The organism is Halospina denitrificans, from assembly GCF_004364635.1.
Lineage (GTDB): Bacteria > Pseudomonadota > Gammaproteobacteria > Pseudomonadales > Oleiphilaceae > Halospina > Halospina denitrificans.
In genome coordinates this window covers 466669-480677 of the sequence record NZ_SOAX01000003.1, presented here as the reverse complement: position 1 = coordinate 480677, position 14009 = coordinate 466669, and the positions used below count along the sequence as shown (strand labels likewise).

The 14009-nt window shown below is 60.2% G+C and carries 17 protein-coding genes; 4 read left to right on the top strand and 13 right to left on the bottom strand.

The features are described from left to right. Window positions 1-10 precede the first annotated feature (10 nt). Genes DES49_RS09165 through DES49_RS09155 form a run of 3 tightly spaced genes read right to left on the bottom strand, consistent with a single transcriptional unit; the run spans window position 11 to window position 2282 of the window. On the bottom strand, window positions 11-514 hold the full coding sequence (locus tag DES49_RS09165) for a phage tail protein (protein WP_133736092.1): 504 nt from the start codon (window positions 512-514) through the stop codon (window positions 11-13). Between the two features lie 36 nt (window positions 515-550). Further along, complete coding sequence (locus tag DES49_RS09160) at window positions 551-1759, bottom strand: phage tail sheath family protein (RefSeq protein ID WP_133736091.1); 1209 nt, start codon at window positions 1757-1759, stop codon at window positions 551-553. Window positions 1760-1811: 52 nt separating this feature from the next. Continuing rightward, complete coding sequence (locus DES49_RS09155) at window positions 1812-2282, bottom strand: Pvc16 family protein (protein ID WP_133736090.1); 471 nt, start codon at window positions 2280-2282, stop codon at window positions 1812-1814. Window positions 2283-2617: 335 nt separating this feature from the next. Here DES49_RS09155 and DES49_RS09150 point away from each other — a divergent pair, with 335 nt between their 5' ends. Further along, on the top strand, window positions 2618-3151 hold the full coding sequence (locus DES49_RS09150; RefSeq protein WP_133736089.1) for a hypothetical protein: 534 nt from the start codon (window positions 2618-2620) through the stop codon (window positions 3149-3151). A 1-nt stretch (window position 3152) separates the two neighbouring features. Here the strand turns inward: DES49_RS09150 and recQ are convergent, their stop codons facing one another. The 4 genes from recQ to DES49_RS09130 form a co-directional block, all read right to left on the bottom strand. After that, window positions 3153-5021: a DNA helicase RecQ gene (recQ, locus tag DES49_RS09145; RefSeq protein ID WP_243864985.1), complete on the bottom strand. Its 1869-nt coding sequence runs from the start codon at window positions 5019-5021 to the stop codon at window positions 3153-3155. Between the two features lie 48 nt (window positions 5022-5069). Beyond that, window positions 5070-5516 carry a phosphate-starvation-inducible protein PsiE gene (locus DES49_RS09140; RefSeq protein WP_133736088.1) on the bottom strand — a complete coding sequence of 149 codons (447 nt, stop codon included), beginning with the start codon at window positions 5514-5516 and terminating at the stop codon, window positions 5070-5072. A 158-nt stretch (window positions 5517-5674) separates the two neighbouring features. After that, the gene (locus tag DES49_RS09135; protein WP_133736087.1) at window positions 5675-5857 is read right to left on the bottom strand and encodes a DUF2897 family protein; all 183 of its coding nucleotides are present in this window, start codon (window positions 5855-5857) and stop codon (window positions 5675-5677) included. 66 nt (window positions 5858-5923) lie between these two features. Beyond that, window positions 5924-6208, bottom strand: a complete 285-nt coding sequence (locus DES49_RS09130; protein WP_133736086.1) for an ORF6N domain-containing protein — start codon at window positions 6206-6208, stop codon at window positions 5924-5926. Window positions 6209-6315: 107 nt separating this feature from the next. Between DES49_RS09130 and DES49_RS09125 the strand changes: the two genes are divergently transcribed. Further along, complete coding sequence (locus DES49_RS09125; protein WP_133736085.1) at window positions 6316-7290, top strand: ribose-phosphate diphosphokinase; 975 nt, start codon at window positions 6316-6318, stop codon at window positions 7288-7290. Here DES49_RS09125 and DES49_RS09120 read toward each other — a convergent pair. From DES49_RS09120 to DES49_RS09105, 4 genes are all read right to left on the bottom strand, one after another. Further along, entirely contained in the window at window positions 7281-8345 is a 1065-nt protein-coding gene (locus tag DES49_RS09120; protein ID WP_133736084.1) for a hypothetical protein, read from the bottom strand. The two genes, DES49_RS09125 and DES49_RS09120, sit on opposite strands and share 10 nt — an antisense overlap. Window positions 8346-8464: 119 nt before the next feature. Beyond that, a complete protein-coding gene (locus tag DES49_RS09115) occupies window positions 8465-9637 on the bottom strand; it encodes an NAD(P)/FAD-dependent oxidoreductase (protein ID WP_133736083.1) in 1173 nt (390 codons plus the stop codon). A 5-nt stretch (window positions 9638-9642) separates the two neighbouring features. Further along, the gene (locus DES49_RS09110) at window positions 9643-10344 is read right to left on the bottom strand and encodes a methyltransferase domain-containing protein (protein ID WP_243864984.1); all 702 of its coding nucleotides are present in this window, start codon (window positions 10342-10344) and stop codon (window positions 9643-9645) included. 4 nt (window positions 10345-10348) lie between these two features. Then, complete coding sequence (locus DES49_RS09105) at window positions 10349-11443, bottom strand: type III polyketide synthase (protein ID WP_133736082.1); 1095 nt, start codon at window positions 11441-11443, stop codon at window positions 10349-10351. Between the two features lie 204 nt (window positions 11444-11647). Here DES49_RS09105 and DES49_RS09100 point away from each other — a divergent pair, with 204 nt between their 5' ends. After that, window positions 11648-11938: a YkgJ family cysteine cluster protein gene (locus DES49_RS09100; protein ID WP_133736163.1), complete on the top strand. Its 291-nt coding sequence runs from the start codon at window positions 11648-11650 to the stop codon at window positions 11936-11938. Window positions 11939-11997: 59 nt separating this feature from the next. Beyond that, window positions 11998-13035, top strand: a complete 1038-nt coding sequence (locus tag DES49_RS09095; RefSeq protein ID WP_133736081.1) for a sodium:calcium antiporter — start codon at window positions 11998-12000, stop codon at window positions 13033-13035. Between the two features lie 21 nt (window positions 13036-13056). On the opposite strand, the gene DES49_RS09090 is transcribed toward DES49_RS09095, so the two are convergent. Together DES49_RS09090 and DES49_RS09085 are read right to left on the bottom strand one after the other, a co-directional pair. Continuing rightward, entirely contained in the window at window positions 13057-13359 is a 303-nt protein-coding gene (locus DES49_RS09090; protein ID WP_133736080.1) for a cytochrome C oxidase subunit IV family protein, read from the bottom strand. A 3-nt stretch (window positions 13360-13362) separates the two neighbouring features. Next, window positions 13363-13926: a cytochrome c oxidase subunit 3 family protein gene (locus DES49_RS09085; RefSeq protein ID WP_133736079.1), complete on the bottom strand. Its 564-nt coding sequence runs from the start codon at window positions 13924-13926 to the stop codon at window positions 13363-13365. Between the last annotated feature and the right edge of the window lie 83 nt (window positions 13927-14009).

The following is a 14009-nucleotide window of genomic DNA, read 5'->3' as shown; positions in this document are numbered from 1 at the left end:
GGTTTCAGCGTCAAGCCTCGGCGGCTCCCTCTTCACCGCCGCCACCCCCTTCAGGGGTCACCCGTTCAAACTCCTCGAACACCAGCACCAGGGTCTCGATGGCGACGTTGCTGCCCAGTGCATCCAAGGGCGCGCCGCGCCATGAGCGGGGCCAGGCGCCGCGCAGGTTCCAGCGCATCACTTCGGTGGAGCCATCGTGGCCATACATGATCACCGAGACGTTGCGCCGGTCCACCTCGCCACCGATGGACAGCTGCATCCACTTCCAGAGGTCCATGGAGCTGCCCATGCCGTAGCGCAGGGTCAGGTCCGTGTAGTTCACCTGGCCGGGAACCTTGTGCACCACTTGATTGGTCCCGGCCTCGCGGTATTGCAGTGCCTCCACGTCCACGCCAAGGCTGCTGCATTCCACGAAGCGCCCCTCGGTTACGCCATTCACGTCAATGGCGAAGTGGAAGGAGGTGAAGGGGTCCGACCACTGGCCGGTTGTTGCTCCATTGTCGTTGTCTGGCATTGCTCTGTTCCTTCTTTGCCTGCCTTAGTCGGGCCTTCAGGCCTGTTCTTCAGTCTGGGCGCCGCCGGTATCCTGGCCGATCTGGAAGATCACGAACTCCGCCGGCTTCACCGGCGCCAGGCCGATGCGCGTGATCACCTTGCCCGCGTCCCGTACCTCCGGCGGATTGAGTTCCGCGTCGCACTGCACGAAGAAGGCCTCCTCGGGCGTGGACCCGAACAGCGCCCCCTGGCGCCAGATCTGGGTGAGGAAGGCGGACACGTCCCGCTTGATCCCCATCCAGAGATCCTTGTCATTGGGCTGAAAAACCACCCAGTGCGTGCTCTCGGCAATGGATTCCTTGATCATGTTGAACAGCCGCCGCACGTTGATGTAGCGCCATTCACTGGCTGCCGGCGCCAGGGTGCGCGCGCCCCAGACGCGGATGCCCTCGCGCGGGAAGAACCGGATGCAGTTCACGCCCTGGGGATTGAGTTCCGCCTGCTCCTGGCGGGTGACCCGGTAGCTGACGTTGAGCGCGCCGCGTACCGTCTCGTTGGCCGGAGCCTTGTGCACGCCGCGCTGGGCGTCGGTGCGGGCGTAGATGCCGGCCATGTGGCCAGAGGGTGGCATGGGCACCAGGCTGCTGCGGTTGTTCGGGTCACGTCCGACGATCCACGGGAAGTAGACCGCGCCGTAGCCCCTGTCCGAGTTCCGGGGACGCAGGCCGCCGCCATCTCCAGAGGAGGATTCCCCGTCCTCGTCTTTCTTTTTCGTTGCCTTGGCCGTGGCAACCTTGGTGAGGTTATTGATGGAATCCACTGACTGGGGCCCGTCCAGGATGGCGACCCGGTCCTCCATCTTCTCGCAGTGGTTGAGCACCGCGTCATAGGCCGCCGCCGAGGTGAATCCCGGCGCCGCCACAATGGCGATCTCGTCGATGGTTTCCAGCGCGCCCAGGCCTTTGCGGTTGCCGGTAAGCTGGTTCTCGTCCTGGCAGTTGACCACGTAACAGCGGCTGCCACCGTTGAGGAAGAACCCGTGGACCCCCTGGGCAAGGTGGGTGGACTCGGTCTTGGCCGGATCCGGCGCGAAAACCCGCATGAAATGCGACCAGCTGTTGATGGCCACCGGTTCGTGGGGGCGGATCGAGGGGTCCGGCGCAATGCCGACAAAACCGGCGGTACTGGTTCCCACCGGCTGGATGGGGCGCGCCCCGGAGGATACCTCCTCCACGTAGACACCCGGCGTCAGGTAATTGGGCATGGTCTTCTCCTCCTGCCTTGATCGTGATCACTGCCCGGCTGCTCCGTACACATCAGCCAGGTTCCCTGCCAACAAGATCGATCTGGTGTTTTTTCACCACCGGCGTGTCCGGTGGCTGTGAGGTTTCTGTAACACTGGCTTCCAGCAGGAACGACGGCCTCGGGGGGGTGCCCCAGGCCTGCCACCATGAAGGAGAGGGGTCTTCCGTAAGCAGATCCAGTCCGGCCGTGCCCTCGGCCCAGGTCATCACCGACAGCAGCGCTTCTTCGGCCTGTGCGTTGCGTTCGGGCGTGGCGACGCTGATGAGGTAACGCAGACGCGCCAGTGGCCGTTCGTAAGGGCGGCGACGGGCGGGACCATTGGCCCGGCGTTGGGGATCGGTTCGCGCGGTAAGCAGCAGGGCCGAGAGGATCAGCCCCTCGTCGGGGGTTGCCAGGTCGTGCGCAAAGCGCGCCGACAGGCCCTGTTCGTTCAGGCTCTGGGCCCAGGACTGGAATGTTTCGTGGATCAGCGGCAGTTCCATGCTCGCGTCTTCCTCCATGGCAGCCGACGCAGCCTTGACGACGCGCCGCGCGCCTGACGCCTTACTGCTGGCTACAGCTCAGGTGGTGCACGGCCTCTTGCGTCACACAACACCCTTACAGCTCCATAGGGAAGTGACCGTCACTGGTCAGCGGGATTTTCCGTTTATTAACCCGAGTGTAAGTGGCTCTCGGGGGTACGTCCAGTTCAGGTTGCGACATTTTTAGCAGCGGACATCTGCAATGGCACTGCACAATCCAGCGCAGGGTCTGGTAGGCTTTCCGGACCTTAATTTCGACCGATGGATCATTCAACGATACTCAGGGAGCTAAAGCCATGAAACGCAATTCAGGCGGGACAAAACTTAAGAGGGCACTCGTCGGTACGCTGACAGCCGTTGTTGCAGCGAGTGTGCTGCAGGGCTGCGCCGGTGCCTCAATTGCCGGACCCACCTACGCCGCAGCCGGAACAGCCGCCGCTGTGCTGCACAAAAAACGCCAGGAATTCAGGACCAACCTGAACCGTGATTACAACGTCTACAAAGGTATCTTTGCCGCTTCCGAGTGTGACCCCGAAGAGTACCAGGTCAGCCCGAAAATCATGGAATACCTTGAGGAGAGCGCACCGCAGGAAGATGGCTATGCGGAAGCCCAGGAGATCCTGGTCGGCATCTATCAGGACGAGACCCTGGCCACCAACGTCCGGGCTCACGCGCTCTACCTCATGGCCCTGACCGAAGCCGAGAAGGAAAACGGCTCACGGGAAAAGGCGCGCGCATACCTGCGAAGGGTAAAGAAAGAGTTTCCCGGAACCCATGACTGCGCCGTCGACGTGATGCTCGAAAAAGGCCGGATCATCACAAACATGTGACCTAGTCAGTTTCTGCCTGCTCGGGCGCGGTATCAAGCTCCTGGATAACGCTCAGGAATTGTTCCCCGTAACGCTCCAGCTTGGCCTGCCCAATACCGGGCAATTCGCCCATCTGTTCCAGGGTGGCGGGGCGCGCGTGGAGCATTTCCTTGAGTGTGGCGTCGTGGAAGATGATGTAGGGGGGCACACCCTCGGCATCCGCCAACTCCTTGCGGAACTGGCGCAGCCGTTCCCAGTGGGGGCCGGCGGGAACATCCGGCGGTGCCTTTCGGCCGGTTCCGGCCGCAGCCTTTCGTTTGCTGGATGTGGGCAGGATATCCTCGCGCAGCTCCAGTGCCTGTTCGCCACGCAGCAGCTCGCGGCATCGCGGGGCAAGCTGCAGGCCGCCGTGACCCTCCGGGTCGCTCTGCAGGTGACCGTGGGCCAGCAGTTGGCGAAGGATCGAGTGCCAGGCCTGCTTGGAGAGATCCGCCCCTATCCCGAAGGTGCTGAGCTGGTCGTGGCGCAGCCGCGAGAGGCGGTCATTGGTCTTGCCCATGAGTACGTCCGTGACATGGGCGGCGCCGAAGCGCTGGCCGGTACGGTAGACGCAGGACAGGGCCTTGCGGGCGGGTTCGGTCGCGTCCCAGGTCCTGGGTGGCTGCAGGCAGTTGTCACAGTTCCCGCAATTCCCTTCGTGTTCCTCTCCGAAATAGCGCAGCAGCACCTGTCGGCGGCAGCCCGTGGCCTCACAGAACGAGAGCAGGGCCTCCAGGCGTTCGCGCTCCGCCTTCTGCTGAATCGCCTCGGCGTTGGACGCCGCCAGCATCTGTCGTACCTGGTAGACATCCTGAAGGCCATAGACCATCCAGGCATCGGCCGGATCCCCGTCACGCCCGGCGCGGCCGGTTTCCTGGTAGTACGCCTCGATGCTCTTGGGCAGGTCCAGGTGGGCCACGAAGCGCACATCGGGCTTGTCGATGCCCATTCCGAAGGCCACCGTCGCCACCACGACCAGCCCGTCCTCATGCAGGAAACGCTGCTGGTGGTGCTGGCGGGTCTGTTGGTCCAGTCCCGCGTGATAGGCCACTGCCGGGACGCCCTGGCTGTTCAGCCACTCCGCAGTGGACTCGGTGCGCTTGCGGCTCATGCAGTACACAATGCCGGATTCGCCCTCGTGGCCCTTGCGGATGAAGGCCAGGAGCTGGTTCTTGGCATTGCCCTTCAGGCCCACGCTGTAGCGGATGTTGGGGCGGTCGAAGCTGGCAATGTAGGTTTCGGCGCCGTCTGGCAGGAGCTGGCGCCTGATTTCCTCGCGGGTGCGGTTGTCCGCCGTGGCGGTGAGCGCAATGCGCGGCACATCGGGGAAGCGTTGGCGCAGCACGTCCAGTTTCATGTACTCGGGCCGGAAGTCGTGCCCCCACTGGGAGACACAGTGGGCCTCGTCGATGGCGAACAGCGAGACCGTCACGCCCTGGAGCAACCCCAGGGTGCTTTCGCCAAGAAGTCGCTCCGGCGCCACGTAGAGCAGGTCCAGTTCCCCGGCCGCCACGGACTGCTCGATCTCGCGCTGCGCGGCCGGGTCCAGGCTGGAGTTCAGGTAGGCTGCGCGCACCCCATTGTGCTGCAACGCCTCCACCTGGTCGCGCATCAGCGCAATCAATGGCGATACCACCACCGCCAGCCCCGGGCGCAGGAGGGCGGGAATCTGGTAACACAGCGATTTACCGCCGCCAGTGGGCATCAGCACCAGCGCGTTGCGGCCTTCCACCAGCGAGCGGATGATTTCCAGCTGGCGGCCACGGAAGTGCTCGTAACCGAAGACATCCTGCAGGGTGCGGTGCGCGGCCTGCTCAAAATCCATTTCGGGGGCGACGCTGTTATCGAACATCAGGGCAATGACTCCTTGTCGGTAGTGTGATCTTTGAAAGAAAGGCGATTAACGCCGGGGCAAACGCACTATCACGATGGCCGCGATAGCCAACAGCACGATTGATCCGGCCTCGAACAGGATATTCTGTGGATCCATCTCTTTGCCCTGCAGCACTATCAGTCGCGACAGAGCAGTAATAGCGATGAAAATCGGGTAGATAAAGGGTGATCCTCGCCCGGTGTATGAGACCACCACCATTGCAACCACCTCGGTATAGAGAAACATCATCAGAATATCAGCGAGGTCTATGGTTCCATTTTCGTAGATGCCCACGATCTCTATTCCGGCAGCGCCTAAGGTCATCAGCCCGGTCAGAATCAGCAGCAACTTCATGATAACGTCGAAGCCGCCAACAATGAAAAAATGTTCCGAATTGCTGATCTTGGGAAATCCAGGATTATTTGCGTCCGGGTCGCCAGTTTGACGCGCGTTGTTTGAATCTGAATCGCTCATGGGTAAGCCTTTTCCTGTTTACAGCAATTATCTCAAGCATCTGGTTCGTGCTGGAGCTCAGCCTGTGCAACCAAGTCTACAACCCCCCGCTTAGTCCGTTTCGCGGAAAGGTTCTTGGGAACAGTCCGGTATCACCGGATTCCCTCGCGTGACTCGCCTCACTGGTCGTTCTCTGCCTTTTCGCGCTCTTCCTGTTCTTCCAGTTCCTCCTTGCGCTGGCGGATCCGCTCCATCTGTTCTTTGGAGACCTCCAGCTTGTGGGCTCTGTTTTTCAGCATGAAGAGCCCGCCCAGCAGCGAGCCCAGGACGGCGATAAGAATGATCCATTCAGTGACCGACATGATTTTCTCCTTGTGGGGTTGATTGCTGACAGCTTCCCTGCCAGTAACGTTTACGGCCTGCTTGATCTACCGGTTATTGGATGTGCTCGAGAGGTCCTGCAGTCGCTCATAGCCCTCACGGGTCAGCAGAACCAGGTGCCGCGAAGACGGGTAGATCCTTCCGGCGGCACGGAGTGTCCCGATCCACTCACTGTACTCCGACGCGGGCAGATAGAAAAAATCCCGGCCTTCCTGAAGGGCATCCCCAGCCCGTTTGAACAGGCGGAAGGTCGTCCCCTTGGTAAACCCGTTCATGCTATCCACCTGCCTGAAGCTGAGGGTTGGAGTGCCATTGTAGTCGATCGGTTCCATAGCTCCGCGCTTCTGTTCCGCTGGGTCAGGTGACCCCAGTCAATCCGGACCCGCCTTCAATCCTGCAGAATTGAATAGAATAAAAAATCGCATCCGGTAGGGATACTATGCAGGATATCAGCTTTTTTGCGCTTGATTCGGAACTCGGGCACCGCGTGGCGGAGCAGGCGGGTATCGCGGTGGCCGCTCATGAGCAGCGTTGGTTTGAGGATGGTGAGTGCAAGCTGCGGGCACTCGAATCAGTGCGTGATCACGACGTCTACCTGCTTGCCTCCCTCCACGGCGACACTGAGCGCAGCGTACCCGATCGCCTGATGCAGACGCTGCTGCTGCTCGGCGCACTGCGCGATGCTGGCGCCGCCCGCTTGACGGTGTTACTTCCGTACCTCTGTTATGCGCGTAAGGACCGGCGCACCAAGCCCCGGGATCCGGTTTCCACGCGCCATGTTGCGGCCCTGTTTGAGGCCGTGGGCACCGACCGCGTCCTGACCCTGGATGTACACAACCTGGCCGCCTTCGAGAATGCCTTCCGCATCGGTACCGACCACCTCACCGCAGCGCCGGTGTTGGCATCCCACCTTCTGCCTAACCTGTCTGAGAATATTGTCGTCATCTCCCCCGATGTGGGTGGGATTAAGCGGGCCGAACTCTTTCGTGGGGTACTGGCAGAACAGCTTGGGCGTGAACCGGGTAGTGGGTTCATGGAGAAACACCGCAGCGCCGGTGTGGTCAGTGGGGAGCGTTTGGTGGCGGATGTGGCAGGGTGCGATGTTATCCTCGTCGACGACCTGATCAGTAGCGGAGGCACTCTGGCTCGCGCGGCACGGGCCTGTCGGGAGCAGGGCGCAGCCCGGATTCTTGCGGCCGCCACGCATGGAGTTTTTTCGCCCGAGGCCGACCGGGTACTTTCGGACTCAGAGCTTGATGGCGTTGTGGTCACCGACACCGTCCCCGCCTCCCGGCCGGGACGCCGGATTGAATGGGAGGGACTGGAGGTTGTTTCGGTGGCGCCTTTGTTGGCGGATGCGCTCCGGCGCCTGGCCGAGGGCGGCTCGTTGACAGAGCTCGGTGTCTACCCCTGATCCTGATCCGATGGCGTGGTAAGGGCGAAGTCCCTTGCGCTGTTGGCATGGTGAGCAGCCCGTTTGAGGTAGTCCCCGGCCCGATCACGCCAGCGCTTCTCCGTTTCATCGGGAAGATTCCCGCCCAGGTGAGCGAGGCATAACCGGGCACGCAACATTGCGCGCCGGGACTTGTAGAAGGCCAGCAGACCGCCGGGGAGCGGATTCCCGGAATACGTCACATATTCGTCTGCCATAATGCCTTCCACTTCCGGCGCGCCGAGGCATTCGCACTCGAGGAACAGGTAGCCCAACTCATCCGCGACATCGAGGGTGCGAAGCTCGCGGCTGAACTCCAGGCAGTCAATGAATACCGGCGGGCGCGACAGACAGACGTGCTCTGGACGCAGGTCGCCATGCCCTTCGATGACATAGCCTTGATCCACGCGCGCCTCAAACCAGTCCCGCCGCTGGTTCAGGCAGTCGAGCAGGATGTTGGCAGGCTGCTGGAATACAGCAGGGTCCAGCGCGCAGGAGGGATGAGCGAGACCGTTCAGGTCCTCGTCGATGGCCTGGTGCAGCTTTTCAATGTAGGTGTTGGGGTCCCGGATGGCCGGTGAACACGACCGGTAGAACTCGACCAGCACACGGGCGCAATGGCGCAGGTCGCGCGGATCGGCCCGGTCCCTGGCCAGCGCCTGGTCAAGCATTTGTTCGCGGGGCAGCCGGCGCATCCAGACAAGCCATTCGAAAGGCTCCCCGTCGCCATCAAACACCAGCTGGCCGTCACGCTCTCGGGTGACCGCCAACACGTCCAGGTAGACGTCGCGTGCCAGCCGGCGGTTGAGCCGAACTTCCTCCACGCAATTGGCGCGTCGCTTATCCAGTGTTGTGAAATCCAGATAGGGAAGGACGACGGGCTTTTTCATCTTGTAGACGTAATGCGTGGTGAGGAAGACCCACGACATACGGGTTTCGACGCACTCGACCGTTTCCGGATTGTCCGTATAGCTGGCCGGATCACTCAGAAACGACAGGGTCTGGCGCAGATTGATTTCGTTGCTGGCGGCCGACATAGGCTGCGTCCTGTTGGTTCAGAATGACATCCTGACACGGTTTACACTCAGGGTATCCCAACCGCATGGGGTTTCCATAAAAGGTGCCGGCAGCGGTCAGTGCGGCAGGTCAGTTTCCCTTAAGGTATGCGCTCCATGGCCTGCGTCACGGCAGAAGGAGGTATTCGAGTCAGGCTGGCGGCGAGACGCAGGCTACGAGGCATCAAACGTGTCCAGCCCATGAGCAGCCGCTGGCTGGGCGCCCAGCGGCTTGCGCGATAGAGGAGGCCAGCCCGCCAGATCTGGCTGGCAATATCGTGACGGATCCTGCGATGATAACTGCCCGCGTCCAAACCCGCGAGATAATGGGTAGCAGCCACGACTCCACTGTGGAGCGCAATACCCATCCCATCACCGGAAAACGAAGAAATCACCCCAACCTGATCTCCTAACCGATAGATGTTGCCCGCACTATTGGCAGGCGGATTATAGACAAAACCATAAGGTACGCGGTAAATAGTCAGAGGCTGTGACAGCAGGGGTGTGGCATTGGATAGGCGTCGCTGCAAGTGTGGACAGGTGCGCAACAGTTCTTCCAGTAAGCCTTCCCAGGTACCCCCACATGCTTTCAGCCAGCTACCTTCAGCCAACAGGCAGAGGTTGACCCGACCATCCTCCACGCGCTGCAGCCCTGCATACCCATGAGCAAACAGGACCAATTCGACATGGTTTGCGAGCGCGTGACGCTGCGTGCTATCAACATCGAAATGCATTTTGAAGCCGACCAGGTCTTCGGGCGGGGTATCGGGATGGCGCCGCAATTCACGCAGATCATGCTTGCCCGTGGCCAGAAATAATGTGTTGGTTCTGACTGTTCCAGCATTTTGAACGTCGAGATCAATAGACCCACTGATGTCAGCAACACTGGCACGCTGGCCACGCGAGAGTTGCGCGCCACACTGGCAGGCATGATTCAGCAATGCCTCATCCAGACGGTAGCGCGAAAGACCCATGCCATTAAACGGCAGGGCTGTTTCCACGATTGTGTTCTCGCGGACGAGCCGCAAGTGGGAGACGACGTGACCACCAAGTCCATCCAGATCCAGACCAAGTCGTCTGAGATAGCCCTGCGTTTCCGTGCTCAGAAATTCGCCGCAGATTTTGTGGGTGGCAGAGGCCTCACGCTCCAACAGCATCACCTCATGACCTGCCTTCGCCAATACACAGGCCGCGCCGGCTCCAGCCAGGCCGCCACCCACGACGGCCACTTCGGCTGTGGTGGGTGGCATTTCTGTAGAGGCAGTGGTTTGCATGGCCGTTATTTCAGCCGTCCTACACACAGACGAAATGGCATATGCCAGCGAATATCCGCCGGGATGCCCGCTTGCGCCAGCAGAGCCTGCCAATCAGCACGACGAAAACTCCGCGCAACGGAGACTGCCCCGTCATGACGGACGATAGGGTGCCAGCGTGCCAGCCTCGCCAGTAGCGAATAGCCATAGTATGCCAGCGGATGACGCTGCAGGTCGGCAATAAACCATCCATGCCGTGCATGATGCTCCATCCATTGGAGGAAGCTCACGACCTGACTATCACTGAGGTGATGGGTGAACTGCGAGCTCACGATGAAATCGGGAGGCGGTTCAGGCGTAAACGTAAAGACGTCACCCGTGTAATAGGTAATAGCCATACTCGACGGGGTGGCCTGCCGGGCGGCGATGGCGCTGTTCGGATTCAGGTCGAGGCCTTGCAGTGTGACCCTGAGATTACGCTGAGTGGCAAAGCGATGAATCATCCGCAGTAAATCACCCTGGCCACAGGCGACATCGAGAATGGTAATGGGTGTGTTCGCCGGTAAAGTGCGTATCGCTTGATCCAGCCAGCGCAATGTTGGCTGATGAGTCCGGGTGATACGATTGACCGATGTCAGATCAGCCAGGCACTGGTTGTAATCTGCGTTGCTGGTGTCGTCATCATCCATCAACTCGGGGTCGGTACTGCGCTCTTTGAGCAATTTCATGGTATTACCCCGCCATCCGGAAGCGGAAGGTTTCAGCTACCATGCCTGGGCCAAAGGCCATCGCCAGGCCACGTGCTTCGGGGTGATGTTGGTGCAGCATGTTCTGCAACACAAACATGACTGTCGCCGAGGACATATTGCCATAGTCGTGCAGTATGCGACGCGAACTACTGAGGTCAGCAGAAGTAAGTTCCAATCCAGTCTCAACAGCGTCAATCACCGCGCGGCCGCCAGGATGTACAGCCCATAAGTCATAATCCTTGACCTGCTCTCCGCGCAATATCCTGTTGGCTCCGGCCTGTTCCATTTCCGCGCGCAGGGCCTGCTTGATCCGTTGCGGAACCTGACCCGAGAGGTGCATGTTGAAACCCTGGTCGCCAATACGCCAGGTCATCAGATCGCTACTGTCGGGAATAATAATCGCCAGGAAATCAAGCAGGGCAATGCCTGTAGGCTGTGCCGTTACCAGCGCGGCACTGGCGCCGTCAGCAAACAACGTCAGTGGTAACAGGGCGTTCAGGTCTGAGGTCTCTTGCAGATGCAGCGAACACAACTCCAGATTGACGACCAGGACACGGGCGACTGGGTCCGTCTGTACCGCCTGATACGCCACTCGCAGGGCGGGCACGGCCGCAGAACAGCCCATAAAGCCAATCATAGTACGTTGTACGTCGGGTCGCAGGCCCAGACCTGTCACCAGCTGCAGGTCCAGGCCCGGTGCTGTAAAGCCTGTACATGACGCAACCACCAGGTGAGTAATCTCATCCAGCATACCCGTTGGGAGTTCACGTTCCAGGGCCGCCACGGCGCTCTTCGCCAAACGCGGAGCTTCCGTCTCGTAGAGTGCCATACGTGCACTGGTGCTGGGAAAGTTGCCACGCGGGTAGAAGCCGCCCGCATCCACCTCCTGTTCATCCACTCGTCCGTCTGCACGCATAAAGGAATAGCGATGGCCAATGCCGGAATGCTCAGCCATGCGGTCGAATACCCGACGTGCGCGCTGGTCGGGGAGCATGGTGCGCAACACGGCATTAATGGGCTGATGAATATCGTGCTCGGGTACTGCTGTGCCGATCCCGTTAATGTGGGCTGTTGTCATGCTATTCTCGCAGATTGATCGCAACCAGCAGCTCAGCGTGAAGCGTGAGCTGTATTGGCACTGGCGACGGTAGAAATGATCGTCCGATGAAATAAGAATAAACTTAAGCCAAAGTGTCGTCTGTACGGTTACAGACAGACGACGCCCAAGCCCTCAAGCGTGAAGGCAGCAATGACAGCCAACTCAGATAATGACGATAGATCGATGACTATTCCCGCAAAGAATGTAACCGAACCTGAGATTTCCTGTTCAAATTGTCGGGCTTGCTGCTGCCGTTTAGAGGTCATGATTATTTCCGACACCGGTGTTCCTGAACGGCATATCGCTGTCGATAAGTGGGGGGGTGAAACCATGTTGCGTCTGGAGGATGGTTGGTGCTCCGCTTTGGATCGGGAGACGTTCATGTGTACGATCTATGAAAACCGCCCGTGGCCCTGTCGGGAATTTGAAATGGGTTCCGATGAATGTCGTGCCGAAAGAGCAAAGGGAATGTGAGCTCCCTTGCTTGAGCTCCCTTAGGGAAAAGTACGCACTGCGGAAACTGGAGGACGCTGGTGGCGATTTTCAACCCTGACAGCTGGACTCTGCTACAGGGAGTCCTGGTGTTCAGCGTCTGTGCACTGGTCATTACGATCGCGGGGACGCGCATTACCCGGGTGGTGGACCAGCTTGCCGATCGCACGGGCCTCGGTGAGGCGACGGCCGGAGCCGTGCTGCTGGGGGCGGCCACCTCGCTGTCCGGTTCGGTACTCTCAGTGACGGCGGCGTACCGGGGGCACCCGGAATTGGCGGTCAGTAACGCCCTGGGCGGCATCGCGGTACAGACCTTTTTCCTGGCGATTGCCGATATGGCCTACCGGCGGGCCAACCTGGAGCATGCCGCAGCTTCTGCTCCAAACATGATGCAGAACGGGCTGCTGATTGCGCTCTTATCATTGATCGTTCTGGCGCCGAATCTGCCGGATGTCACCTTCTGGCACATCCATCCGGTTACCCCGATACTGCTTGGCTTCTATCTCTATGGTACCCAGCTGATCCAGGGCGCCTGGGAAAGCCCGATGTGGCGCCCTTCCATCACCGGGGATACCCGGGAGGACAAGCCGGAGGCCATGAGCCGATTACCGCCGCTGCTCCGCCTCTGGACGGAGTTTGCCGTGTTGATGGCAACGCTCGGGTTGGCCGGCCTGGTGCTGGAACCGGCGGCCACCACAATCAGTACTGAGGCTGGGTTGAGCCAGACCGTTGTCGGCGTTCTGCTCACCGCGATCAGTACTTCCATCCCGGAACTGGTGACCTCGATTGCGGCGGTAAGGCGAGGGGCGCTGACGCTGGCGGTGGGCGGCATCATCGGTGGCAATGCCTTCGACACGCTCTTCATGGCGGCCTCGGACATCGCCTACAGGGACGGCTCGATCTACCACACCATGTCCACTGATATGGAGCGCTGGGTGACCCTGACCCTGCTGATGGCCGCCATACTGATCATGGGCCTGATCCGCCGGGAACGGTATGGTGTTGGGGGAATCGGCGCCGAGAGTCTGGCGATCATGGTGCTCTACCTCCTGGGCGTGGGGCTGATGTTCAGCGGCTGACCGAGAGAAGGGTAGGTGGTCTTATGGAAACCCGGGTTCACTGAGCATATAGCTTCCCAGAATCACCAGGGTCGTCAGCATCAGGTAGGCGATGAGTCCCCCCTTCCATCCTGGTGAGGATGCCCGCAGGTTCAGGTAGACCATCACGATTCGGTGGGCCTTGTAGTAGGCAGCGGCAATGATCATCAGGACGCCTGTCCACGCCAGACGATTGCCGTCTTCACCCATGGGGATGAGAGCGCCGATCATGGAGACGCCGGTCAGCACCATGAGAATGAGCCAGGTCTGGAGCAGCCGTCGTTGTCCGGGCAGGTTCGTCGTCATGGTTCAGCGCAACAGATAGAGCAGTGGGTAAAGGAAGATCCAGATCAGGTCCACCATGTGCCAGAAGGCGGCTGCGGTCTCAACGTTCTCCATGGAGGTGAAGCGCAGGACCAGTGCCAGGAGGACAAGGCCGACGACCACGTGGATGAAATGGAAACCGGTCAGCATGTAGTAGTAGGTGAAAAAGGTATTGGTGTCCGGCATCAGGCCCTGGCTGATCTTGTCCCAGTATTCCCAGATCTTTACGGCGCAGAACACTGAGCCGAGGCCTATTGCGCTGGTGAGCCATCTCCGGCAAAGACTGACTTCATCCCGCGCCAGAGCCTCAATCGCCAGGGCAGCAAAAAGACCGCTGGTGAGCAGCACCATGGTGTTGATACCGCCGGCAAGAGGATCCAGCATGCGCTGCGAGGCCTGGAATATTTGGGGCTCCGCAGCGCGCGCGCCGCCGTAGAATGCGAAGAGGGCGGTGAATACAAACAGCTCGCCGAGGATCAGCACCCAGATCAATGGATTTCCCGGCAGTGCTGACAAAGGCCCCCAGCCGTTATCCTTTGTTTCATCCATTACTGGGAAGGCTCCCTTGCGGGGCATTGAATTTACGCGAAAGCATACTTGGTTCCGCGTTTTGGTGAAACATGATCGCGGCT